Annotated in this window: 24 protein-coding genes; 19 read left to right on the forward strand and 5 right to left on the reverse strand. The window is 66.8% G+C overall.

Annotated features, from left to right (window positions below; translation table 11 throughout):
* Positions 1-71: 71 nt before the first annotated feature.
* Complete coding sequence (locus JO391_RS02765; protein ID WP_220662683.1) at positions 72-1,142, reverse strand: AbrB family protein; 1,071 nt, start codon at positions 1,140-1,142, stop codon at positions 72-74.
* On the reverse strand, positions 1,136-1,336 hold the full coding sequence (locus JO391_RS02770; RefSeq protein ID WP_220662684.1) for a SlyX family protein: 201 nt from the start codon (positions 1,334-1,336) through the stop codon (positions 1,136-1,138). The genes JO391_RS02765 and JO391_RS02770 overlap by 7 nt, the downstream gene beginning before the upstream one ends.
* 71 nt (positions 1,337-1,407) lie before the next feature.
* Between JO391_RS02770 and hisS the strand changes: the two genes are divergently transcribed.
* From hisS to JO391_RS02790, 4 genes are all read left to right on the forward strand, one after another.
* Positions 1,408-3,045 (forward strand): histidine--tRNA ligase, encoded by a 1,638-nt coding sequence (gene hisS, locus JO391_RS02775; RefSeq protein ID WP_220664419.1) that lies wholly within the window; start codon positions 1,408-1,410, stop codon positions 3,043-3,045.
* On the forward strand, positions 3,042-4,145 hold the full coding sequence (locus JO391_RS02780; protein WP_220662685.1) for an ATP phosphoribosyltransferase regulatory subunit: 1,104 nt from the start codon (positions 3,042-3,044) through the stop codon (positions 4,143-4,145). Before hisS ends, JO391_RS02780 begins: the two co-directional genes overlap by 4 nt.
* Positions 4,142-4,819, forward strand: coding sequence for an ATP phosphoribosyltransferase (hisG, locus tag JO391_RS02785; RefSeq protein ID WP_220662686.1), 678 nt, complete (start codon positions 4,142-4,144; stop codon positions 4,817-4,819). The genes JO391_RS02780 and hisG overlap by 4 nt, the downstream gene beginning before the upstream one ends.
* Positions 4,820-5,589: 770 nt before the next feature.
* Positions 5,590-6,588, forward strand: a complete 999-nt coding sequence (locus JO391_RS02790; RefSeq protein WP_375155696.1) for an LPO_1073/Vpar_1526 family protein — start codon at positions 5,590-5,592, stop codon at positions 6,586-6,588.
* Between the two features lie 58 nt (positions 6,589-6,646).
* Here the strand turns inward: JO391_RS02790 and JO391_RS02795 are convergent, their stop codons facing one another.
* Positions 6,647-7,069: a hypothetical protein gene (locus tag JO391_RS02795; protein ID WP_220662688.1), complete on the reverse strand. Its 423-nt coding sequence runs from the start codon at positions 7,067-7,069 to the stop codon at positions 6,647-6,649.
* A 219-nt stretch (positions 7,070-7,288) separates the two neighbouring features.
* A complete protein-coding gene (locus tag JO391_RS02800) occupies positions 7,289-8,281 on the reverse strand; it encodes an aldo/keto reductase (RefSeq protein ID WP_220662689.1) in 993 nt (330 codons plus the stop codon).
* A 148-nt stretch (positions 8,282-8,429) separates the two neighbouring features.
* Between JO391_RS02800 and ccmA the strand changes: the two genes are divergently transcribed.
* The 9 genes from ccmA (at position 8,430) to JO391_RS02845 (ending at position 16,269) form a co-directional block, all read left to right on the forward strand.
* Complete coding sequence (ccmA, locus tag JO391_RS02805) at positions 8,430-9,053, forward strand: heme ABC exporter ATP-binding protein CcmA (RefSeq protein WP_220662690.1); 624 nt, start codon at positions 8,430-8,432, stop codon at positions 9,051-9,053.
* Positions 9,050-9,706, forward strand: a complete 657-nt coding sequence (gene ccmB, locus JO391_RS02810; RefSeq protein ID WP_220662691.1) for a heme exporter protein CcmB — start codon at positions 9,050-9,052, stop codon at positions 9,704-9,706. The genes ccmA and ccmB overlap by 4 nt, the downstream gene beginning before the upstream one ends.
* 53 nt (positions 9,707-9,759) lie before the next feature.
* On the forward strand, positions 9,760-10,488 hold the full coding sequence (locus JO391_RS02815) for a heme ABC transporter permease (RefSeq protein ID WP_220662692.1): 729 nt from the start codon (positions 9,760-9,762) through the stop codon (positions 10,486-10,488).
* Positions 10,485-10,652 (forward strand): heme exporter protein CcmD, encoded by a 168-nt coding sequence (gene ccmD, locus JO391_RS02820; protein WP_220662693.1) that lies wholly within the window; start codon positions 10,485-10,487, stop codon positions 10,650-10,652. Before JO391_RS02815 ends, ccmD begins: the two co-directional genes overlap by 4 nt.
* Positions 10,645-11,196 carry a DsbE family thiol:disulfide interchange protein gene (locus JO391_RS02825; protein ID WP_259444805.1) on the forward strand — a complete coding sequence of 184 codons (552 nt, stop codon included), beginning with the start codon at positions 10,645-10,647 and terminating at the stop codon, positions 11,194-11,196. The genes ccmD and JO391_RS02825 overlap by 8 nt, the downstream gene beginning before the upstream one ends.
* A 259-nt stretch (positions 11,197-11,455) precedes the next feature.
* Positions 11,456-12,406 (forward strand): Gfo/Idh/MocA family protein, encoded by a 951-nt coding sequence (locus JO391_RS02830; RefSeq protein ID WP_375155680.1) that lies wholly within the window; start codon positions 11,456-11,458, stop codon positions 12,404-12,406.
* Positions 12,406-13,983 (forward strand): acyl CoA:acetate/3-ketoacid CoA transferase, encoded by a 1,578-nt coding sequence (locus JO391_RS02835; RefSeq protein ID WP_220662695.1) that lies wholly within the window; start codon positions 12,406-12,408, stop codon positions 13,981-13,983. Before JO391_RS02830 ends, JO391_RS02835 begins: the two co-directional genes overlap by 1 nt.
* Complete coding sequence (locus tag JO391_RS02840) at positions 13,974-14,741, forward strand: enoyl-CoA hydratase/isomerase family protein (protein WP_220662696.1); 768 nt, start codon at positions 13,974-13,976, stop codon at positions 14,739-14,741. Before JO391_RS02835 ends, JO391_RS02840 begins: the two co-directional genes overlap by 10 nt.
* Before the next feature lies 1 nt (position 14,742).
* Positions 14,743-16,269, forward strand: a complete 1,527-nt coding sequence (locus JO391_RS02845; RefSeq protein WP_220662697.1) for an aldehyde dehydrogenase family protein — start codon at positions 14,743-14,745, stop codon at positions 16,267-16,269.
* Here the strand turns inward: JO391_RS02845 and JO391_RS02850 are convergent.
* The gene (locus tag JO391_RS02850; protein ID WP_220662698.1) at positions 16,259-17,308 is read right to left on the reverse strand and encodes a LacI family transcriptional regulator; all 1,050 of its coding nucleotides are present in this window, start codon (positions 17,306-17,308) and stop codon (positions 16,259-16,261) included. The genes JO391_RS02845 and JO391_RS02850 overlap by 11 nt on opposite strands.
* A gap of 216 nt (positions 17,309-17,524) precedes the next feature.
* On the opposite strand from JO391_RS02850, the gene JO391_RS02855 reads away from it, so the two are divergent.
* The 6 genes from JO391_RS02855 (at position 17,525) to JO391_RS02880 (ending at position 24,003) form a co-directional block, all read left to right on the forward strand.
* Positions 17,525-18,775, forward strand: a complete 1,251-nt coding sequence (locus JO391_RS02855) for an ABC transporter substrate-binding protein (RefSeq protein WP_220662699.1) — start codon at positions 17,525-17,527, stop codon at positions 18,773-18,775.
* Between the two features lie 100 nt (positions 18,776-18,875).
* The gene (locus JO391_RS02860; RefSeq protein WP_220662700.1) at positions 18,876-19,784 is read left to right on the forward strand and encodes a carbohydrate ABC transporter permease; all 909 of its coding nucleotides are present in this window, start codon (positions 18,876-18,878) and stop codon (positions 19,782-19,784) included.
* Positions 19,781-20,659, forward strand: coding sequence for a carbohydrate ABC transporter permease (locus JO391_RS02865; RefSeq protein WP_220662701.1), 879 nt, complete (start codon positions 19,781-19,783; stop codon positions 20,657-20,659). Before JO391_RS02860 ends, JO391_RS02865 begins: the two co-directional genes overlap by 4 nt.
* 4 nt (positions 20,660-20,663) lie before the next feature.
* Positions 20,664-21,776 carry an ABC transporter ATP-binding protein gene (locus JO391_RS02870; RefSeq protein WP_220662702.1) on the forward strand — a complete coding sequence of 371 codons (1,113 nt, stop codon included), beginning with the start codon at positions 20,664-20,666 and terminating at the stop codon, positions 21,774-21,776.
* Positions 21,773-23,260, forward strand: coding sequence for a GMC oxidoreductase (locus JO391_RS02875; protein WP_220662703.1), 1,488 nt, complete (start codon positions 21,773-21,775; stop codon positions 23,258-23,260). Before JO391_RS02870 ends, JO391_RS02875 begins: the two co-directional genes overlap by 4 nt.
* Positions 23,257-24,003, forward strand: a complete 747-nt coding sequence (locus JO391_RS02880; protein WP_220662704.1) for a 3-ketoacyl-ACP reductase — start codon at positions 23,257-23,259, stop codon at positions 24,001-24,003. The genes JO391_RS02875 and JO391_RS02880 overlap by 4 nt, the downstream gene beginning before the upstream one ends.
* Positions 24,004-24,085 lie beyond the last annotated feature (82 nt).

Here is a 24,085-nt window from a genome sequence, read left to right on the forward strand (position 1 = left end):
ATCTCACCCCCGCAGCCTGTGCAGCCAATATGGCGGATTCGTGGTGGTGCCGGGTCGCTCGCCGGGCGGCGTCAGTTCAGCAGCCACCGCGCCCCGCCTTTGGCCAGGCTGACCGCCAGTACGATGCGCAGGACGTGGTGCACGGTCACGAAGGCGATCGAGGTCTGGAGCGAGAGGGCGATCAGGCTCATCTCGGCCAGCCCGCCGGGGGCGAAGGCCAGGAAGACGGCGGTGATGTCCTCGCCCACCAGCGCGTGCAGGAGGAGCGCTGCACCGGCGGCACCCGCCAGCGACAGGCCGGTGGCCAGGATGGCCAGGCCCGAGGCGCGGCGGAGCATGGCATGGTCTGCGCCAAGGAAGCGCACGCCGAGACCGGCACCGAGGATGACCTGGGTGAGGCCCACGAGCCAGGCGGGCGGCACGCCATGGACGAGGCCAAGCCCATGCGCGGCGGCGGAGCAGATCAGGGGGCCGATCATCTGGGCCGCCGGCAGGTGCAGGCGCATCGCCGCCCAGAAGCCGCCGATGCCGCAGGCGGCCAGCACCAGCACATCGGCGGGCGACAGCGGCCCGGCGCCGGCCATCTGTGCGCCGCCAGCCGAGCCCACGGCGTGGCCTGTCAGGAACAGGAAGATCATCGGCACGGCCACGATGGTGACGATCAGGCGCAGGAATTGCAGGACTGTGACCATCGCCTCGTCGGCGCCCGAGCGGTGGGCGAGATCCACCGTCTCGATCAGACCGCCGGGGGCGGCGCCGAAGAAGGCCTCGGCCGGGGGCAGGCCGCCCATGCGGTAAACCAGGAAGCCCGCCGCATGGATGAGCGGGATGAAGAGCACCAGCGCGGCAAGGCTCGCCAGCCATTCGCCGGCCTGGGCGGCGATTTCGGGCGAGAAGGCCCCGCCGGTCGAGACGCCGATCACCGGCACGAAAGAGGTGCGCAGCCAGCCGGGCAGGTGCAGCGGCTGGCCAAAGGGCCGCCAGCCCGCGATGGCGCAGGTGGCCGTAGCCCCAAGCGCGCCGAGAAGGAGGCCGAGCGGCAGGTGTGCAGCCCAAGCCACCAGCCCCGCCGTGCCCGCGATGGCCAAGGTGGCGGCCAGCGCGGCGGGGTTCAGCTGCAGGCGGAAGGGCAGCCTTACCAATGCGGCGGCCTCTGGTCGGCCAGGGGGATCGCGCCGCCCTCTGCCTCGCGTTCCGCCTCACGCTCCATCAGAAGGCCCACGTGCCGCGTCAGCCGCGCGATTTCGCGTGCCTGCTCGGCGACCACGTCCGAGAGGTCTTCCACCGCCTTCTGCAGATGCGCCACACGCTCTTCCAAAGCCTGTTGCCGGTCCATCGTCTTGCCCCGCTTGCCGGTATTCGCCCCATCCGTTACAGGTCGCGCGACCAAAAGCGAAGGGGGCCATGATGGCCAGCGACAAGACCGCCCGCCGCCCGAAGGCCGAGACGCCCAAGGGGTTTCGCGACTATTTCGGCGCCGAAGTGACCGAGCGGAAGGCGATGCTGGATGCCATCGCCGAGGTCTATCATCGCTATGGCTTCGAGGCGCTGGAGACGAGCGCGGTCGAGACGGTGGAGGCTTTGGGCAAGTTCCTGCCCGATGTGGACCGCCCGAACGAAGGGGTGTTCGGCTGGCAGGACGAGGACAAGGACTGGCTCGCCCTGCGCTATGACCTGACGGCGCCCCTGGCGCGGGTGGCGGCGCAGTTCCGCAACGACCTGCCCTCGCCCTATCGCCGTTATGCCATGGGCCCGGTCTGGCGCAACGAGAAGCCCGGGCCGGGGCGATTCCGCCAGTTCTATCAATGCGATGCCGATACGGTGGGCGCGCCCTCGGTGGCGGCCGATGCCGAGATCTGTGCGATGCTTTCGGATGCTCTGGAAACGGTGGGCATCCCGCGCGGGGATTATGTGATCCGCGTGAACAACCGGAAGGTCCTGAACGGCGTGATGGAGGTGGCGGGCGTGCTGGACCCGGCCGACCCGTCGAAGTTCGAGGCCGAACGCGGCATCGTGCTGCGCGCCATCGACAAGATCGACCGGCTTGGCGAGGACGGCGTGCGGGCGCTACTGGGCGCCGGCCGCAAGGACGAGAGCGGCGATTTCACCAAGGGTGCGGGGCTGAGTGAGGCTCAGGCCGAGGTGGTGATGGGGTTTGTCGGGGCGAACGAGAGGGTTACTCAACTCCTCGCTAGGCAACAGGATGTTGCTTTTGGGATGGGGGACGAACAGCAGACGCGAGAACTCGGTTACGCGGCCGGACTCGGGGTGCCAGGAATAGCCAAGAAAGAGAAAGGCAACATCCCTGACGCAAGCTTCAATCTTCGTAATCGGAAGACGCTAGAATACTTGCTTGAACTCGTTGGTCCATCGGAAGTGGGCAAGCAAGGGGTGGAAGAGCTTCTGGAAATCTCACGCTTGCTTGCTGCCCAGGGCTATGGCCCCGACCGCATCATCATCGACCCCGGCGTGGTACGTGGCCTCGGCTATTACACCGGCCCGGTGTTCGAGGCGGAACTGACCTTCGAAATCCTCGACGAGAAGGGCCGGAAGCGGTCTTTCGGCTCGGTCGCGGGCGGCGGGCGCTATGACGACCTCGTCAAGCGCTTCACCGGGCAGGCTGTGCCGGCGACTGGCGTTTCCATTGGGGTGGACCGGCTCTTGGCCGCGCTCCGCGCCAAGGGGCGCATGGGCGGCGAGGCGGCAGGGCCGGTGGTGGTGACGGTGATGGACCGCGACCGCATGGCGGACTATTTCGCCATGGCCAGCGACTTGCGGAAATCGAACATCCGGGCCGAGGTTTACCTCGGGAATCCCAAGAATTTCGGCAACCAGTTGAAATATGCCGACAAGCGGGCCTCTCCCGTGGCGGTGATCCAGGGGTCGGCGGAACGCGAGAAGGGCACAGTGATCCTGAAAGACCTGATCCTGGGTGCGAAGATCGCGGAAAGCGCGACGCTGGAGGAATGGAAGGACCGCCCGGCGCAGGTCGAGGTGCCGCGCGCCGACTTGGTGGCCGCGGTGCGGAAGATGCTGGGGCAATGACCGAAAGCGCCGCCACCCGCGCCGAGGCGCAGCGCCTTTTCGACGCCTTCCGCGCCGCCGGGGCCGTGCCGGTAGAGGCCGACATTTTGCTGCCCGCCGACACGCTGCTCGACCTCTATGGCGAGGACATCCGGGCGCGGGCCTATGTGACCGCCGACCCCCTCCGCGGCGAGATGATGCTGCGGCCCGACTTCACCGTGCCGGTGGTGCAGGCTCATATGGAGGGGCAGGCAGAACCGGCGCGCTACTGTTACTTGGGCGAGGTGTTCCGCAAGCAGGAGCGTCGCAGCGAGACGCGGGCCAGCGAGTACCTTCAGGTGGGGTTCGAGGTCTTTGACCGCGTTGCGCCGGAAGAGGCGGATGCCGAGGTCTTTGCACTGTTCCGCGATCTGGTCTCGGACGTGGCGCCGCGGGCGGTGACCGGGGATATCGGCCTGTTGATGGCGGCGATCCGGGGCTTGAAGACCAGTGACCGTCGCAAGGCGGCGCTGTTGCGCCACATCTGGCGGCCCCGGCGGTTCCGCGCGCTGTTGGACCGGTTCTCGGGCCGGGCGCCTGCGCCGCCAGCGCGGGCGCGGCTGCTGGAGCGGCTGGCAACCGGCGCGCCGGGGGAGTTGATCGCGGCGGCGGGGCCTTTCATCGGGGCGCGGACCGCCGAGGATGTGGCGGCGCGGGCGGAGGCCCTGCTGGAGGATGCCGGCACACCGCCGATCTCGGCGCCGGAGGCGGCGCTGCTCTATGACCTTCTGACGCTGGAAGCGCCGGCCGAGGCGGCCCTGGCGCACCTGCGGGGGATCACTCCATTCCTGCCGGCGATCGGGCCGGCGGTGGACCGCTTTGCCACGCGGCTGGAGGCGTTGAAGCGGCGGGGGGTGGAGGTCGCGACGCTGGCCTTCGAGGCGAGCCACGGGCGGACCTCGCTGGAGTATTACGACGGCTTCGTCTTCAGCTTCCACGGGGCGGGGGACCTGCCGCCCGTCGCTTCGGGCGGTCGCTATGATGCGCTGACCGCGGTGCTGGGGCGGGGGCGGTCGATCCCGGCGGTCGGGGGGATCATCCGGCCCGGGCTGGTGGCGCGCCTCAGGGAGGCGAAACCATGACGGTGAAGATCGGCGTGCCGTCCAAGGGGCGGCTGATGGAGAAGACCTTCGACTGGTTCGGCGCCCGTGGCCTGACCATGCGGCGGACCGGGAACGACCGGGAATATGCCGGGACGGTGGAGGGGATGGAGGGCGTGTCGCTGGTCATGCTCTCGGCCTCCGAGGTGCCGCGGGAGCTGGCGGCGGGGCGCATCCACCTGGGGGTGACGGGCACGGACCTGGTTCGCGAGACGTTGGCGGGCTGGGACGAGATCGTGGAGGAGGTGGCGCCCCTGGGGTTCGGCCATGCCGACCTGGTGATCGCGGTGCCGGCGGTCTGGATCGACGTGGATACCCTGGATGACCTGGATGCCGCGGCGGCGGCGTTCCGGGCGGCGCATGGGCATCGGCTGAGGATCGCCACCAAGTACCACCGGCTGGTGCGGGACTTCCTGCAGGAGAACGGGGTGGCCGACTATGCCCTGGTCGACAGCCTGGGGGCGACCGAGGGGACGGTGGCCAACCTGACCGCCGAGGCCGTGGCAGACATCACCTCGTCGGGGGAGACGCTGAGGGCCAACCACCTGAAGACCCTGTCCGACGGGCTGGTCCTGCAGTCCCAGGCCTGCCTGTTCCGGTCCCGCATGGCTCCGCCCGAGGGGGTCCCGGCCCTGCTGGAGAGGCTGGGCCTTTGAGGCGTCCGAGCTCGGACACCTGGGTGGAGTGAGGGATTCCAAGGGGTTACGGGCGCGGATTAACTTGGACTTAAGGATTGGGTGGGGGACAAGTCCGCCAGCGCACACCCCGGCCTTGTGCGACTTGGTTGGGGGCAGGAGTGTCGGGGTGAACCCCGACCCACGGCTTGCTAGGCAGAAACCAAGGATTTTCTGCGAAAATCCTTGCCCACCGGCGCCATCCGACACGGGCCCAGGAGCGCGTCGTCTTCGTCGTGGTCAAGGTTTAGGTGAGCCTTGAGTTCGGGCAGGGACACGGCAGACATGGCAAGACTAGCTGCATCACGGAACGTGATATTCCATGTGCCAATGGTAACCGAAATCTATTTATGGCGTGTCCTGCGCGAACTCCCCCGCCGGTCCCTAATCGGGTGAGAAAGTCGAAAGATACCCTCGGCGCGCTTACCTACTCTACCACTAAGCACTTCCCCAGGAACACATTGTGAGACTAAGCTGGCTCAAGCCGAGATGCTCAGGGGAGTAAGTCATGGACACAGGCACGATTCTTGCAGTCGTTGGGATTCTTGTCACCATTCTGGCCGCCTTTTTTTCATTTAAGTTTGTTGTTAAGGGCCGATCACTTCGGCAGAGGGTAGAGAAAGGCTCAAGCGGAATTCAAGCCGGAAGGGATGTCAAGGTAAATGATCGGAAATAGGTCTTCGCAAAGTGCGTCGGAAAGCGCTGTTGCAATCCAAGCCAACCGAGACGTCCACATTGAGTTGTCTCAAGGGATGTCTCTACAGCAGATGGAAGAAGTGCTTGATTTTATCGGCAAGAAGCAGATTGCCTTCACGAAGGAGGCCGAGGCTATCCTGCAATCCAGGCTGGAATCCTTTCGGAACGAATTCCTCAGTCTGATCGTCGAGCGGAGCCCAGACGCATCGAAGGCATTTCGTGACCCAGATTTTCACATTGCGGCATTTGATGCGCAGCGAAGTTACTCGCGGACTGATTCCGCCGAGCTCCATTCGACGCTGTGCGAGCTTCTGTTAAGTCGCGCTCAGGAATCGGAAAGGACAAGATTATCGCTGGTCCTTAACCAAGCAATACGCCACACAGAGTTTCTTACGCTGCCAGATTTGGCAAACGTTTCAATCATATTCCTTCTGAATCACACTACCGTATCCGGAAATGTCGGCATTCGCGATGTATCTGAATACTTCTCGCGCCACATCTCTCCACTTCTCCCCAAGATCGAACTATCTTCCGAATCAATGGATTACCTCGGCTCGCAAGGATTGCTTGCGATTCCCGAAGCAGGCAGATTCGTCAACATCACGCTACTTGCAGAGAGCTTGGTGAACAGGTATCCGCAGGTCTTTACAACGGGAGTTGCTGAAGGCGAGATGGAGAACTTGAAGGCGTTGGGCGGAGATGCCGTAAATGAATTGCGTTGGGAGACGTCTCCATTCAATAGCGCTCATTACTGTCTCTCCCGCCCGCCAAGTGGCTCCACTGCCAGGCAATGGAAAGAGGATAAGGCGCTCGGCCCATTCATGACCGAATACATTGCACTCACTGAAGGGCGGAAACCGACTCCGGACGAGATAATTGATGCACTCAGCATACATCTTCCGGATGCCCGCCAGATCGCTTCCATTTTCCATGATAATCGGTTAGCCAACTTCAAATTGTCCCCGATTGGAATTGCGCTTGCGCACTCGTTTCTGAATAGAACATCGGGTTTCTCCGCCGGACTGGATGTTTGGATTAAGCAACGCAGCGGCTAGAGAAGACTTCTTCAAAGCGATTGATGCGAATCGAGTTTCGAGGGGCTAAGACGTATTCCTAAGTCGGCGCCGTTAGCGCGTCCTCGGCATCCATCCCCTTAACCCGGATGCGCTGATAGATCGTGCTGCGCGATATACCCGCAATCCGTGCCGACTCGGAAAGCGGCATCGTCTCACCGCACGCGGTCACCATCGTCGGTGCGCGGCTAGGCCCATGCTTGGCTGCCTTCCAAGCGGATCGTGCATCGGCCTGGGCGATCCGCCTCCTCAGCCGATCCCGCGCCGCTTCCGGGTCAAGGCCAGCGAATGCGCAGACAATGTTGAAATCACGGTTCGGGCGCAGGAAGTCATCGCGGGCGCGCATGATCTCACTGCATTCGCGCTTCGCCTCGGCATCAAGCGGCGTGGCAGGCGCGCGTTTGAGCGCATCGGTGATCACCGCGTATAGCACCTCCTGCCACGGGGCGCGCTTACCGCTCATGAGCGCGCTCTTGGCGCAGCTTGCCGTGCAGGCGAGCGGGAAGTCCCGGCGAAATGCGCCGATGGGTCGTGGGGCAGGGCCCACAGGGCCGGGGCTGTCCTTGCGAGACCCGTCTGGCCGCCCGAGGGGCATCCCCCGGACAATCCTTAAGCGCAAGTTAAATCGCGCCCGCAAGTCATTGATATTGCTGCGTTCGAAAAGCGTCCGAGATCGGAGGCCTCACCAGAGCCCGTGGACATGGGGCCGGACCAGCCGGTCATAGACATCCTGCGCGGCGGCCATGGTCTGGGGGCTGAGGGGGGCCAGCGCCTCCGCCGCCAGGTTGCCCGCCACCTGGGCGGCCGACTTGGCCCCCGGAATGGCCACGGTGACGGCCTCCTCCATCAGGATCCAGCGCAGGGCAAAGGCTGCCATGGTCGCCCCCTCAGGCAGCAGCGGCCGGAGCGCCTCCACCGCTTCCAGCGCCACGTCGAAGGGCACGCCCGAGAAGGTCTCGCCCTTGTCGAAGGCCTCGCCATTCCGGTTGAAGCTCCGGTGGTCGTCGGGCGAGAAGGTCGAGGCCGCCGTCATCTTGCCGGTCAGAAGCCCCGAGGCCAGCGGCACCCGCGCGATCACCGCCACCCCCCTGGCCTTGGCCGCCGGCAGGAACACCTCCAGGGGCTTCAGCCGGAACAGGTTGAAGATGATCTGGACCGAGACCACCCCCGGATGGTGCAGCGCCTGGCTGGCCTCGTCCACCGTCTCGACCGAGACGCCATAATCCGCGATCCACCCCCGCGCCTTCAGCTCGTCCAGCGCATCGAAGGCCCGGCTGGAGAAATAGACCGCCGTCGGCGGGCAGTGCAGCTGCACCAGGTCCAGCCGGTCCATCCCGAGGTTCTGCCGCGACCGGTCCACGAAGGCCGAGAGATTGTCCAGATCATAGCCCTCGGCCACATGAGGCGAGAGCCGCCGCCCCGCCTTGGTCGCCACGAAGGGCCGCGCGCCTCCCCGCTCTGCCAGCACCGCCCGGATGATCCGTTCGCTGCGCCCGTCGCCATAGACATCGGCCGTGTCGATGAAGCTCACCCCGGCATCGAGCGCCGCATGAAGCGCCGCGCGGGCATCGGCCTCGCTGACCTCTCCCCAGGTCCCGCCGATGGCCCAGGCGCCAAAGCCGAGGCGGCTGACATTCCGGCCGGTCCGGCCGAAGGGATTGGTGGAAAGGGTCATCGCATCCTCCTGCAACCCGCGGGGCTGCGCGGTGCTGCCAGCCCGGTGGCCTATGTGGGCCATGTTGCCGCCCGTGGGAAGGGCCTGCGTCCCCGGCGACCTGCCGCAGCCCCTTTCCGGGGCGGGTCCCATCCGCTACGGGGGAGGGATGGAATTGCGGGTTCAGGATCTGGCGGTCGCACGCGGCGGAGTGCCTGTGCTGGAGCGGGTGAGCTTCACCCTCTCGGCCGGCGAGGCTGTCATCCTGCGCGGCCCGAACGGCATCGGCAAGACCACCCTCCTGCGCACCCTTGCCGGGCTGCAACCGGCGCTGGACGGCACTGTTTCGGTCCCGCCCGAAAGCCTGGCCTATGGCGCCCATGCCGACGGGCTGAAGGCCGTGCTGACGGTCGAGGAGAACCTGCGCTTCTGGTCGGCGGTTCATGGCACCGATGCGGTTGACGAGGCGCTGGCGGCCATGGACCTTCTGGCGCTGCGCAGCCGCAGGGCGGCCAACCTTTCGGCCGGCCAGAAGCGGCGGCTCGGCCTTGCCCGGCTTCTGGTGACGGGCCGGCCCATCTGGCTCCTGGACGAACCCACGGTCAGCCTCGACGGGGCCTCGGTCGCGCTGTTCGGGCAGGTGGTGCGGCGGCATCTGGCCACCGGCGGTGCGGCGCTGATGGCCACCCACATCGACCTTGGCCTGGCCGAGGCACGGGTTCTGGACCTTTCCCCGTTCCGGGCGCGCCCGGTGACCCGGATGCCCGGCGGTTTTGACGAGGCCTTCGCATGATTGCCGTCCTGACCCGCGACCTTCGCCTGGCGATCCGCGCTGGCGGCGGCTTCGGGCTTGGCCTCGCCTTCTTTCTGCTGGTCGCCGTGCTGGTGCCCCTGGGCGTGGGACCCGAGCCTGCAACCCTTGCGAGGATTGCGCCGGGCATCCTCTGGGTCGGGGCGCTTCTGGCTTGCCTGCTGACGCTGGACCGGATCTTCGCGCTGGATTTCGAGGACGGCTCGCTGGACCTGCTGGCCACCGCGCCCATCCCGATGGAGGGGACGGTCGCGATGAAGGCGCTCGCCCACTGGCTGGTGACGGGGCTGCCGCTGACGCTGGTCTCCCCGGTGCTGGCGCTTCTGATGAACCTGCCCGCGCAAGGCTATCCCTGGCTTCTGGCCTCGCTTCTTCTGGGCACCCCCGCGCTCAGCATGATCGGGACCTTCGGGGCGGCCCTGACAGTGGGGGTGAAGCGCGGGGGGCTGCTGCTGTCGCTGATCGTCCTGCCGCTGTACGTTCCGACGCTGATCTTCGGCGCCGAGGCGGTGAAGCGCGGCGCGCAGGGGATGGAGGCGGCGGTGCCGCTTTTGCTGATGGCGGGGATCACGTTCGGCGCCGGCGCACTCTTGCCCTTCGCGGCGGCTGCGGCAATCCGCGTCAACCTTCGTTGAAAAGCCCGTGTTAGGGAATTGAGGTTCCCGCCGTGAAACGCTAGGCGCAGGATATGTCGATCTGGGAATACGCCAACCCGAAGAAGTTCATGCAGACCTCGGCCTGGGCCTTGCCCTGGGTTTCGGGCGCGGCGGCGGTTTGCCTTGTGACCGGGCTGATCTGGGGCTTCTTCTTCACGCCGGATGATTACCGCCAGGGCTCGACGGTGAAGATCATCTATCTGCACGTGCCGGCGGCCATGATGGCGATCAATGCCTGGGTTATGATGCTGGTGACGAGCCTGATCTGGATCGTGCGGCGCCACCATGTCAGCGCGCTGGCGGCCAAGGCGGCGGCGCCGGTGGGGCTGACATTCACGCTGATCGCCCTGGTGACAGGGGCGCTTTGGGGCCAGCCGATGTGGGGCACCTGGTGGGCCTGGGATCCGCGGCTGACCTCGTTCCTGATCCTGGGGCTGTTCTACCTAGGCTATATCGCGCTTTGGGCCGCGGTCGACAATCCGGACACGGCGGCAGACCTGACCGGGGTGCTTTGCATCGTGGGCTCGGTCTTTGCGCTGCTCAGCCGTTATGCGGTGAACTTCTGGAACCAGGGGCTGCACCAGGGGGCGTCGCTGTCGATGGATGCCGAGGAGAATGTGGCGGACGTGTTCTGGGTGCCGCTGGTGGTCTGCATCGTCGGGTTCATCCTGTTGTTCGTCGCGCTTGTGCTGGCCCGGACGCGGACCGAGATCCGGGCGCGGCGATTGGCGGCGCTGGTGGCGCGGGAGCGGATGGCATGATGCCGGAGCTGGGCAAATATGCGGTGGCGGTGCTGGGGTCCTATGGGGCCGGGCTGGGGCTGTTGCTGGCGATCGTGGGCCTGACGGTCTGGCAGGGCGCCCGGATGCGGCGGGCGCTGGCCGAGGTGGAGGCGCGGGCCGGGCAGGGGGGACAGGATGGCTAGCCGCTGGCTGATGGCGATCCCGCCCCTGCTGTTTGCCGGGCTGGCTGGGCTGTTCTGGGCGGGCATGGAGCGGGACGATCCGTCCGCGCTGCCCTCGGTGCTGGCCGACGAGAGGGCCGAGGCGCCGGCGGTTCCGTCGGAGGGGTTGCCGGGGATCGCGGTGCCCACGGCGGCGGACCTGAAGTCGGGGGCCGTCACGCTGGTGAATTTCTGGGCCACCTGGTGCCCGCCTTGCCGGGCGGAGCATCCGACCCTGAAGGCGCTGGCGGCGGAGGGGGTGCCGATCATCGGGGTCAATATCCTGGACGACGATGCCAAGGCCTCGGCCTATCTGGCCGAGGAGGGCAATCCGTTCAAGGCGGTGGGGGTGGACCCGAAAGGGCGCTTCCGGATCGACTGGGGGGTCACGGCGCCGCCCGAGACCTTCATCCTGGATGGTGAGGGGCGGGTCCTGTACCGCTTTGCCGGGCCGCTGGTGGGGGCGGACTTCGAGAACCGGTTCCTGCCGGAGCTGAGGAAAGCCCAGGTCGCGGCCGGGCCTTAGCCGTCCGAGCTCGGACGCTTTGTCCGACCCTTATAAATCAATGGCTTGCGCGCGCGTCTTAACTTGGACTTAAGGACTGCCCGCGTCTGCGGGATTTGCGCGCCGGGTCCAAGACCTTTGCCCACGCTGGCAAGACCTCACTTGGCACCTTCTGCGGTTGACGGATTGGATCGTTCCAGTTACGGATTTGGAACGGTCCAATCTGGGTGAGTCGATGCACTGGGCGCTGGTAGGGGCAAGCACGATTGCGGCGGAGCATATGATCCGCGCCCTGCGGCGGCATGGCGAGGTGGATTGGGTCGTCAGCGGCGATGCGGTGCGCGGGCGGGACTATGCCGCACGGCATGGCATCGCGCAGGCGACCACCGATCTGGCCGAGGTGCTGGCCGATCCGGGCGTGGAAGCGGTCTATATCTCGACCACCAACGAAAAGCACCGCGATCAGGCGCTGGCGACGATTGCTGCGGGCAAACATGTGATCTGTGAAAAGCCGCTGGCGATGAGCGTGGCCGATGCGGTTGGCATGGTGGCCGCTGCCAAGGCGCCGGGGTTGGTCTTTGCCACCAATCATCACCTGCGCTGTTCGGGCAGTCACCGCACGGTTCGCCGGCTGGTGGCCGAGGGGCGCATCGGGCGGGTGCTGTCGTTGCGGGTGCACCACGCGGTGTTCCTGCCGCCGCATCTGCAGGGCTGGCGCATCGACAATCCGGGCGTGGGCGGCGGGGTGATCCCCGACATCACGGTGCATGACGCGGATTGCGTGCGGTTCCTGACCGGCGAGGATCCGGTTTCGGTGGTGGCGCAGGCGGGCGTGTCCGGCATGGGGCAGGGCGTCGAGGATTCGGTCATGTCGGTCTGGACCCTGCCTTCGGGCGCGATGGTCTCCAGCCACGAGAGCTTTACCCACCGGTTCGCGGGCACGGGTCTGGAGGTGCATGGCACCGAAGGCTCGATCTTCGCGCGGGGGGTGATGACGCAGGCGCCCGTAGGCGAAATCGCGCTGGTCACGGCAAAGGGCACGGAGGCGGTGCCGTTTCCGGGCGACGATCTTTACGCGGTCGCAGTGGATGAGTTCGTGGCCGCCGTCGAGGGCCGGGGCCGCCCGGCGGCGGATGGCGTGGACGGGGTGAAGTCGCTGGCGGTGGCACTGGCGGTGCGCGAGGCGGCGGCTTCTGGCCGGCGCTGCGACGTGGATTACGGGGGACTCTGATGGGCAAGCTGGTCTCTGCCGCCGAGGCGGCGGCGCGGATCGCGGACGGGGCGGTGGTAACGGTCTCGTCGTCCTCGGCGCTTGGCTGCCCGGACCTTGTGCTGAAGGCCATCGGCGCGCGCTTTGATGCGGAAGGGCATCCGAAGGCCATCACCACGCTGCATCCCATTGCCGCGGGCGACATGTATGGCGTGAAAGGCATCGACCATATCGCCAAGGACGGGCTTCTGGCCTGCGTGATCGGCGGGTCCTACCCCTCTGGCTCGTCGAACCTGCCGATGCCGGAGATCTGGAAGATGGTCGTGGAGGACCGGATCCCGGCCTATAACGTGCCCTCGGGCATCCTGTTCGACATGCACCGCGACGTGGCGGCGCGGCGGCCTGGCGTGCTGACCAAGGTGGGGCTGGAAACCTTTGTGGACCCGGTCCGCGAAGGCTGCGCGATGAACGCCAGGGCGGCGGCGCGGCCCATCGTGCGCCGGGTGGAGTTCGGCGGCGAAACCTGGCTGCATTTTCCCAACATCGTGCCGAATGTCTGCATCCTGCGGGCGACCACGGCGGATGAGCGCGGCAACCTGACCTATGAGCACGAGGGCGCCTATCTGGGCGGGCTGGAGCAGGCGATTGCCGTGCGCAACCACGGCGGGCTGGTGATTGCGCAGGTGAAGCGGATGACAGCGGCGGGGTCGCTGCGCCCGCATGACGTGCGGGTGCCGGGGCATCTGGTGGACCTGGTGGTGCTGGACCCCGACCAGCGCCAGACGACAGAGACGCCGCATGACCCGGCGATTTCGGGCGAGATCATGCGGCCTTGGGTGAGTTTCCACCTGGCCGAGCATGGGGTGGAGAAGGTCATCGCCCGGCGCGCGGCGATGGAGTTGCGCCCCGGCATGACGGCGAACCTGGGCTTCGGCATTTCGGCCATGGTGCCGCGCGTTCTGCTGGAGGAGGGCGAGGCGCAGGCGGTGACCTGGGCCATCGAGCAGGGCGCGGTGGGGGGGATGCCCTTGACCGGCTTTGCCTTTGGCTGTGCGAGCAATGCCGACGCCTTCGTGCCCTCGCCCCAGCAGTTCGTCTATTTCCAGGGCGGCGGGTTCGACATGTCGTTCCTGTCGTTCCTGGAAGTGGACGCGGAGGGGAACGTCAATGTCTCGAAGCTGGGCAAGAAGCCCTACCTGACCGCTGGTTGCGGCGGGTTCGTGGATATCACGGCCCATGCGCGGAAAATCGTGTTTTCGGGCTGGTTCGAGGCCGGGGCCGAGGTGGCGATTGCTGCGGATGGCCTTCGGGTGGTGAAGCCCGGCAAGTTTTCCAAGTTCGTGCCGATGGTCGAGCATGTGACTTTCAGCGGCGCGCGGGCGCGGGCAACGGGGCAGGAGGTGCTATATGTCACCGAACGCTGCGTGATCCGGCTGACCGATGCCGGGCTGGTGGCGGTGGAGGTGATGCCGGGCATCGACCCCGCGCGCGACATCGTGGCGGCCAGCGGCGGGCGCGTTGCGGTGGCGGTGGACGCGAGGGCGATGCCACTGTCCTTGCTGCGCGAAGGGCCGATGGGGGGATTGGGATGGGTGTGATCCACCTGATCCGCCATGGGCGGCTGGCCGAGCTGCGGCTGGACAATCCGGCAAAGCTGAATTGCCTGACGCCGGCGATGCTGTCCGATCTGGCGCGGCATTGCGACGAGATCGACGGCGATGCCGGGTGCCTGGGCGTGGTGGTGACGGCCGAGGGCGAGCGGGCCTTCTGCACCGGGGCGGACATCACCGCCTGGGCGGACCTGTCGCCTGCCGATTTTGCCCGCCAATGGGTGCGCGGCGGCCATCGCATCTTTGACCGGCTGGCACGCCTGTCGAAGCCTACTGTTGCCGCCCTGACCGGGCCCGCCTTCGGCGGCGGGCTGGAGCTGGCGGCGGCCTGTGACATCCGGGTGATGGTGCCCGCGGCCAGTCTCGCCCTCCCCGAGGCGGGCGTGGGCATCGTCCCCGGATGGTCCGGCACGCAGCGGCTGATGCGGCTGTTGCCGGAGCCGGTGGTGAAGGAGATGGCGCTGTTTGGCCGGCGGCTTTCGGCCGAGCGGGCGTTGGCGCTTGGATTCGTGGCCGAGGTGGCGGGGGATGCGCGGGGCGCGGCCTTTGCCATCGCCGGGCGGCTGGAGGCTATGTCGCCGCGGGCGGTGGAAGTGGCGAAATACATGATCCACGCGGCGGCGGGCGAGGATGGCGCGGCCATGGTCGAGGCCCTGGGGTCCGGCATGATTGGCGCCAGTGCCGACAAGGCCGAAGGCGTGGCGGCGTTCCGGGCGAAGCGGAAGCCGGAATTTCCGGGGGAATGAGATGAACGATCTGACGCTGATTGCGGCTGCAAGTGCCACCCTGCCGGATGCGGTGTTCCTGGGGCGCCACCTGATTGGCGGGGAATGGCTGGGCAGTGCCGATGGCGCCGTGTTCGAGCGCGTCTCGCCCTCGCATGGGGTGGTGGTGAGCCGGTCGGCCCTGGGCGGGGTGGCGGAGACCGAGGCGGCGATTGCGGCGGCGCGGTCGGCGTTTGACGGCGGTGGCTGGAGCCGGGCTTCGGGCAAGGCGCGGGCGGCGGTGCTGTTGCGGGTGGCCGAGCTGATCGAGGCGGATGTGGAGCGGATTGCCCGCATCGAGACGCTGGAGAGCGGCAAGCCGATTGCGCAGGCGCGGGGCGAGGTGGCGGGGGCGGCGGACCTGTGGCGCTTTGCGGCCTCGCTGGCGCGGACGCATCACGGGGACAGCCACAACTCGCTGGGGCCCGACATGCTGGGGATCGTGCTGAAGGAGCCCATTGGCGTGGTGTCGATCATCACGCCGTGGAACTTTCCGTTCTGGATCCTGAGCCAGAAGCTGCCTTTCGCGCTGGCGGCTGGCTGCACCTGCGTGGTGAAACCGTCGGAGATGACGCCTTCCACCACGGTGATGATGGGGGAATTGCTGGTCAAGGCCGGGCTGCCGGCCGGGGTGGTGAACATCGTGCTGGGGCACGGCCAGCCGGTGGGGGCGCTGATGGCCTCGCATCCGGATGTGGACATGGTGACCTTCACCGGGTCCACGGCGGTGGGGCGGGCGATTGCGGCGGCGGCCTCTGGCACGCTGAAGAAGGTGGCGCTGGAGCTGGGGGGCAAGAACCCGCAGGTGATCTTTGCCGATGCGGACCTGGACCAGGCGGCGGATGCGGTGACGTTCGGGGTCTATTTCAACGCGGGCGAGTGCTGCAATTCGGGCAGCCGGATCATCGTGCATGAAGATGTGGCGGCCGATCTGGTGGCCCGCGTGGTGGCGCTGTCGCGGAAGGTGGCCTTCGGCGACCCGCTGAACCCGGAAACCCAGGTGGGCGCGATCATCAGCGCGGCGCATCAGGGCAAGATCGACGGCTATGTGCAGGACGCGGTGGAGGCGGGGGCGGAGGTGGCGCTTGGCGGCGGTGCCTTGCAGATCGAGGGGCTGCCGGGGCAGTTCTACCAGCCGACCGTGGTGACGGGTGTGACCGCCGACATGGCGATTGCGCGGGAAGAGGTGTTCGGGCCGGTGCTGTCGGTCCTGACCTTCCGCACGATGGAGGAGGCGCTGGCCCTGGCCAATGACGCCACTTACGGGCTGTCGGCGGGGGTGTGGAGCGAGAATGTCCATACCTGCCTGGAGTTCGCGCGCCGCGCTCAGGCGGGGACGGTCTGGACCAACACCTGGATGGACGGATTCCCCGAGATGACCTTTGGCGGGATGAAGCAGTCCGGCCTGGGCCGCGAGATCGGGCGCTATGGCTTTGAGGAATTCCTGGAAGTGAAGACCGTGGCGATGCGCGTCGGGCGCGACACGCGGGCGAAATGGGTCAGGGGCTAGGATGGAGCGGGAACTCGATCCGCGGCGCGTGGAGGACCTGAAGCCGCTCGGCCGGCTCGCCGGCCATGCTGCGGAGCAGGGTCTCGCCCATGGCGCGGCCCGCGGCCCAGAGATCTTCGAACACCGTGTCGACCTGCGGGCGCAGGAGATCGAAGATCGCCGAGGCGCGCTTGGCGACGACGTCCAACTCGCGCCCCGGAGCAAGGCCGCTGTCGGCCAAGGCGGCGAGCGCAGCGATGGCCGCGACTTCGCCCACGCAGATCAAGCCGTCAGGTCGGTCGGGCTGCGTGAGGCGCTGGCGCAGCCAGGCCGCGCTTTCCACGGGCGGCGTGTCCAGTGTGATATGATCTGGCACCTCCCACGCAAGGCCGCGTTCGCGACAGGCGGCGATCAGGCCGTAGCGCAGGTGTTGCGCAAAGGTGTAGCGGGCGTCGGGCAGGATCATGATGAGCCGCGAACGGCCCCTTTCGGCCAGCCGGGCCACGGCTGCCCGGGCAAAGGCCTCGTTGTCGTAATCGACAAAGGGATGCGGCACGGAAAACTCGGTGCGACCGTGGCTGACGAAGGGAAAGCCCTGTTCGCTGAGATAGCGCACGCGCGGATCGAAGGGTTCGGTGCGGTTGAGCACGATCCCGTCGCCGAGGCGGTTTTCGACGATCTGGCGCACCGCGTTCATGCGGTCGGTGGCCATCACGTCGGGGAACAGCGTGACGGAATAGCCGGTACCCGCCAACGCTTCGGCCAGACCGCCCAGAAGATCGTGGGTGAAGCCGAGGAATTCGTGGTCGAGGTGCAAGAGAAGCTGGACGACCTTGGTGCGACCGGTGCGCAGGCGCTGCGCCGCGCGGTCGGGGACATAGCCTTGCTGGCGCGCGGCTTCGGCCACCAGGGCGCGGGTCTGGGCGGCGATCCGCTGATCGTTCGACAGCGCCCGCGAAACGGTGGTTATGGCCAGTCCAGTGGCCTGCGCCAGCGTGCGCAGCGTGGCGCGCGCACGGGGCGCTTGGGCGACGGTCTGGCTGGCCTGCGGGTCTGGCAAGGCGGGCTCCGGGAGCGGATCTGCGCAAAATGTACAACGATACAACACTGTTTGCCCCCTGCAGGGCAGTGCCGCAATCTGCAGGGTGGACTGGAAGGCCACGGATTTCAACGCAGAATGCTACGGGTCCGTGCAAATTTCCGATTGACCTCTGCGGCTGTTGCAACGATTTAAATTCTGTGTCCCGTGTGGGGACCTGATCTTGGGAGGATCACCATGACGATGATGAAACGCGGCCTTGCCGCGGTTGCTGCGCTGATGCTGACCACCGGTCTGGTGCGCGCTGAAGATGTGGAAGTGCTTCACTGGTGGACGAGCGGCGGTGAGGCGGCGGCGCTGAACGTGCTGAAGGAGAACCTGGCGGCACAGGGCATCGGCTGGGTCGACATGCCGGTGGCCGGCGGCGGCGGCGAAGCCGCGATGACGGCGCTGGCGGCCCGGGTGACGGCTGGCAACCCGCCGACCGCCGTGCAGATGCTGGGCTTCGACATCACCGACTGGGCCGGGCAGGGCGCGCTTGGCAATCTGGACGCCGTGGCGGGACCCGGTGGCTGGGACGCGGTGGTGCCGGCGGCGCTGCAGGGTTTTTCCAAGTATGACGGCCACTGGATCGCGGCGCCGGTCAACGTCCACTCGACGAACTGGGTGTGGATCAACAAGGCGGCGCTGGACGCCGCGGGCGGCAAGGCCCCGGAAAGCTGGGACGAGCTGATCGTCGTGCTGGATGCGATGAAGGCCAATGGCATCACGCCGCTGGCGCATGGCGGCCAGCCCTGGCAGGACGCGACCATCTTCGACGGGATCGTGCTGTCGGAAGGCACCGATTTCTACAAGGCTGCCTTTATCGACCTGAACCCCGAGGCGCTTGGCGGCCCGCAGATGGCGGATGCCTTCAACAAGCTGATGAAGCTGCGCACCTATGTGGACGACAACTTCTCGGGCCGCGACTGGAACCTGGCTTCGGCCATGGTGATCAATGGCGAAGGCGGGATGCAGATGATGGGCGACTGGGCCAAGGGCGAGTTCCTGAAGGCCGGCAAGGTGCCCGGTGTGGACTTCGTCTGCATCCGCTTCCCCGGCACCCAGGGGGCGGTGACGTTCAACAGCGACCAGTTCGCCATGTTCAACGTGGCCAGCGACGGCGCCAAGGCCGCGCAGGGTGCGATGGCGGTGGCAATCATGGACCCGGCCTTCCAGTCGGCGTTCAACGTGGTGAAGGGCTCGGTGCCGGCACGCACCGACGTGCCGAACGACGCCTTCGACGATTGCGGCAAGAAGGGCATGGCGGACCTGGCCGAAGCCAATGCCGCGGGCACGCTGTTCGGCTCGATGGCGCATGGCCATGCCGCACCGGCCGCGGTGAAGAACGCGGTCTATGACGTGGTGACCGGCGCGATGAACGGCAATTATCCGGATGGCGCCGCCGCTGCGGCCGCGCTGGCCGAAGCGGTTGCTGCCGCGCAGTAACGACACGGCGGCCGGGGCGGTTTCACGCCCCGGCCCACCTGGCCGGGACGGACCGGCATCTTCGGACATGAGGCGCCCCTGGGGCGCGAGGGGGGGGGGCATGACCGCGACCACGGGTCATCACGCGGAGACGGATTTCCGCACGCGGCTGCAGGACTGGCTGCCGAAGATCGTTCTTTCGCCCTCGGTCGCGGCGGTGCTGGTCTTCGTTTATGGCTTCATCATCTATACGGTCTACCTGAGCTTCACGAATTCCAAGATGCTGCCCAGCTATGACTGGGTGGGGTTCGAGAACTATGTGAAGCTGTGGAACCTGCCGGTCTGGTACACGGCGCTGGCGAACCTTGCGATCTTTGCTTCGCTTTACATCGTGATCTGCACCGTGATCGGGCTGATGCTGGCGATCTTCCTGGACCAGAAGATCCGGGGCGAGGGCGTGCTGCGGCCGATCTACCTGTATCCGATGGCGCTGTCGTTCATCGTGACGGGCACGGCCTGGAAGTGGTTCCTGGACCCCGGCATCGGGCTGGAAAACACCATGCACCTCTGGGGGTGGGAGAGCTTTTCCTTCACCTGGATCAAGGACAAGGACATGGCGATCTACACCATCGTCATCGCCGCGGTCTGGCAGACGAGCGGCTTTGTGATGGCGATGTTCCTGGCGGGCCTTCGCGGCATCGACAACGAGATCCTGAAGGCGGCGCAGATCGACGGCGCGTCGAACTGGAACCTGTATCGCCGCATCGTCATCCCGCTGTTGCGCCCGGCCTTCCTGTCGGCTTTCGTGATCCTGAGCCACCTGGCCATCAAGTCCTATGACCTGGTGATCGCCTTGACGGGTGGAGGGCCGGGGACGGCGACGCAGTTGCCCGCGACCTTCATGTATTCCTACACCTTCACGCGGAAGAGCATGGGGATCGGCGCGGCCTCGGCGGTGATCATGCTGATGACGATTGCCGCGATCATGATCCCCTATCTTTACGCCGAGCTGAAGGAGAAGCGGGAATGAGCGCCGTGACGCAGGACAGCGCGGTCCGCACCGGCCGCGTGACCCGGGTCTTCATCTATGTGGTGCTCTTGGTCTTTGCGCTGTTCTACCTGCTGCCCTTCTTCGTGATGCTGGTGAACTCGGTGAAGCCGCTGTCCGAAATCACCGGCGGCAACATGATGGCGCTGCCCAAGGTCTGGACCATCGAGCCCTGGCTTTCGGCCTGGTCCACCGCGCAGGTGGGGGTGGAGCCCACGGGGCTGCGGCCGTATTTCCTGAACTCGGTCATGATGGTGGTGCCGGCGGTGGCGATTTCCACCGTGGTCGGCGCGCTGAACGGCTATGTGCTGACCAAGTGGCGGTTCCGGGGGGATTCCGTCCTGTTCGCGCTGATGCTGTTCGCCTGCTTCATCCCGTTCCAGATCGTGCTGATCCCGATGGCGCGGGTGCTGGGGATCCTCGGCCTCGCCGGCACGGTGCAGGGGCTGATCCTGGTGCACGTGGTCTATGGCATCGGCTTCACCACGCTGTATTTCCGCAATTACTATGCGTCCTTCCCGACCGAGCTGGTCAGGGCGGCGATGATGGACGGGGCGGGGTTCTTCCGAATCTTCTGGCGGATCCTTTTGCCGGTTTCGGGGCCGATCATCGTGGTCTCGGTGATCTGGCAGTTCACGAATATCTGGAACGACTTCCTGTTCGGTGTGTCCTTCGGCGGCACCAGCCAGCCGATGACGGCGGCGCTGAACAACCTGGTCAACTCTTCGACGGGCGTGAAGGAATACAACGTCCATTTCGCCGGCGCGATCCTGGCCGCGCTTCCCACGCTTGTCGTCTATATCGTCGCGGGCCGCTACTTCGTGCGCGGCCTGATGGCGGGCTCTGTCAAAGGCTGATCCCATGGGCTTTCTGGACATCTCCAACGTCACCAAATCCTACGGGCCGGTCGAGGTTCTGCACCGCGTGGACATCTCGGTCCAGGAGGGCGAGTTCCTTGTGCTGGTCGGGCCTTCGGGCTGCGGCAAGTCCACGCTGCTGAACATGATCGCGGGGCTGGAGGGAATCTCGGGCGGCGACATCTCGATCAAGGGGCGGGTCATCAACGGCGTGCATCCGTCGAAGCGCAACATCGCGATGGTGTTCCAGTCCTACGCGCTTTACCCGAACATGACGGTCGGCCAGAACATCACCTTCGGGCTGGAAATGCACGGTGTGCCGAAACCCGAGCGGGACCGCGCCCTGGCCGAGGTGGCGAAGCTTCTGCAGATCGACCATCTGTTGGACCGCAAGCCGGGGCAGTTGTCGGGCGGGCAGCGGCAGCGGGTGGCGATGGGGCGGGCACTGGTGCGCAACCCGGATGTTTTCCTGTTCGACGAGCCGCTGTCCAACCTGGACGCGAAGCTGCGCGTGGATATGCGCACCGAGATCAAGAAGCTGCACCACAAGCTCAAGACCACCATCGTCTATGTCACGCATGACCAGATCGAGGCGATGACGCTGTCGACCCGCATCGCGGTGATGAACAAGGGCTATGTCCAGCAACTGGGTACACCGAAGGAGATTTACGACACGCCGGCCAACCTGTTCGTGGCGACCTTCATGGGCTCGCCCGCGATGAACATCATCCCCGCGAAGGTGGTGATGGCGGAGGGCGCGCCCCATGCCGAGGTGACGGATGCCGAGGGCAAGGCCCGGTATCTGCGGTTCGGGCAGGCCAACCTGGCCGACTGGGCGGGACGCGAGATCCTTCTGGGCATCCGGCCCGAGGCGATCACCGATCCCGAGGGCGCGGACCGCAAGTCGGGCAATATCCAGTCGCTGGCGAACCGGGTGACGGTGACGGAACCGGCGGGGTCCGATACCTTTGTCACCATGGCGCTGTCGGGCAAGGACGTGATCGCGCGGATGCGGGCCGATGCCACGGTGGCGCCGGGGCAGGTCTTCGATTTTGCCGTGAACATGGAAAAGGCCGTGGCCTTCGATCCCAAGACAGAGGACCGCATCCGGCCATGACGCCCGACGTTCTGATCATCGGCTCGGGCATGGGGGGGGCCACGCTGGCGGCGGCGCTGGCGCCTTCGGGCAAGCGCATCGTCATCCTGGAGCGGGGCGAGCGGCTGGAGGATTGCCCCGAGGCGCGTGATCCGGCGGCGATCTTCGGGCGGGGCTTCTTCAAGCCGAAGGAGACCTGGCGCGATGTCTCGGGCGAGGTGCTGAACCCCGGCAACTATGCCTTTGTCGGCGGCAACACGAAGTTCTATGGCGCGGTGCTGCTGCGCTATCGCGCCGAGGATTTCGCGCCGCTGCGGCATCTGGAGGGAACCACCCCGGGCTGGCCTTTTCCATATGCGGAATTGGAACGTTACTATCAGGCGGCGGAAGAGCTTTACCGGGTGCGGGGCGAGGTTTCGGGCGATCCGACCGAGCCCGCCCATTCCGGGCCATATCCTTTTCCGCCGATTCCGGATGAGCCGGACATCGCCGCGCTGCGCCGCGCCTTCGTGGCGCAAGGTCTGCATCCTTCGGCCTTGCCCCTGGGCGTGGACCTTGACCGCTGGCTGGCCCGGGCGCCGACGACCTGGGATGCGTTTCCCGACACGACCGGCGCCAAGTCGGACGCCGAAAGCTGCGGGCTGGCGGAGGCGCTGAAGCATCCGAACGTGACGCTGCTGACCGGCGCCCGCGCGGTGCGACTGCTGGCCGAGGGACGCCGCATCACCGGGGTGGAGGTGGAACGGGCCGGGCAGCGCGAGACGCTGTCGGCGCCGGTGGTCTGCCTCTGTGCCGGGGCGATCCTGTCGGCGGCGCTTCTGCTGGCCTCGGCCGACGAGGACCATCCCACGGGGCTGGCCAACGGCTCGGACCAGGTGGGGCGGAACTTCATGAACCACAACCTGACGGGGATGATTGCCTGCAATCCCCTGCGCCGGAACCGGTCAATTTATGAAAAGACCATTCAGGTCAATGACTTCTATCTGACCGGCGGGCCGAATGGCGAGCCTTTGGGCAATATCCAGATGCTGGGGCGCATCACCGGGCCGATCCTTGCCGGCGAGGCGGGTCTGCCCCTGTGGCTGGCGCGGCACATGGCGGACCGGTCGATCCATATCATGGCGATGTCGGAGGATCTGCCGGACCCGGACAGCCGGGTGTTCTGGAGGAACGGCGAGGTGGTGCTGGACTGGCGGCGCACCAACACGCGGGCCCATGACCTTCTGGTGAAGAAGCTGGGGCAGGCGATGCGGCGGGCGGGCTGGCCCATCGTGCTTTCACGCGGGTTTCCGAAGTCGAAGCCCAGCCACCAATGCGGCACGGCGCGGATGGGGGCCGACCCGGCGACGAGCGTGGTCGATGCTTTCGGCAAGGCGCATGACCATGACAACCTGTGGATCCTCGATGCCTCGATCCTGCCGACCTCGGCGGCAGTGAACCCCTCGCTGACGGTGGCGGCGCTGGCGCTGCGTGCGGGTGAGCGCATCCGGGAGGGCTGGCAATGACCGGACATGCGCTGATCACCGGCGGGCAGCAGGGCATTGGCCTGGGCATCGCGCGGGCGCTGGCCGGGGCGGGGATGCGGGTGACGCTGGCCGCCGAACAGGCGGAAGATGCGCCGGCGGTGGGTGCGGCCCTGGCGGAGCTGCCGCCGGGCACGCGCTATCTGCGGCATGATCTGGCCGAAACTGACGGGATCGGGCGGCTTCTGGCGGCGGTGGGGCCGTTGACCACGCTGGTCTGCAATGCCGGCGTGCCGGCGATGCGGCGCGGCGATCTGCTGGAGATGCAGGCCGACAGTTTCGACCGCTGCATGGATGTGAACCTGCGGGGCACGTTCTTTCTGGCGCAGGCGGTGGCGCGGGCGATGCTGGCGGACACCTCTGCCGAGTATCGCAGCCTGATCTTCGTCACCTCGGTTTCGGCGGTAATGGCGAGCCCGGAGCGGGCGGAATACTGCATCTCGAAGGCCGGGGCCTCGATGATGGCGCAGAATTTCGCGCTGCGGCTGGCGGGCGAGGGGATCGGGGTCTTTGAACTGCGCCCCGGCATCATCGCCACGCCGATGACCGAGGGCGTGCGCGACCGCTATGACGCCCGGATTGCCGGGGGGCTGGTGCCCGCGGGGCGGTGGGGCGAGCCTGCCGATATCGGGCGCGTTGTGCTGCCGCTGGTGCGCGGAGAGATGGCCTTTGCCACCGGGGCGGCCATCGCCGTGGATGGCGGGCTTTCGGTGCCGCGGCTGTGACCATGAGACCTTTTCAGTCCGCCCCATCTCCCCTCCCCCGGCCCCTCCCCACGAGGGGGAGGGGAGGCGCTTTGACCGACCT

Origin of the sequence: Neotabrizicola shimadae (genome assembly GCF_019623905.1) — a bacterium.
GTDB lineage: Bacteria > Pseudomonadota > Alphaproteobacteria > Rhodobacterales > Rhodobacteraceae > Neotabrizicola > Neotabrizicola shimadae.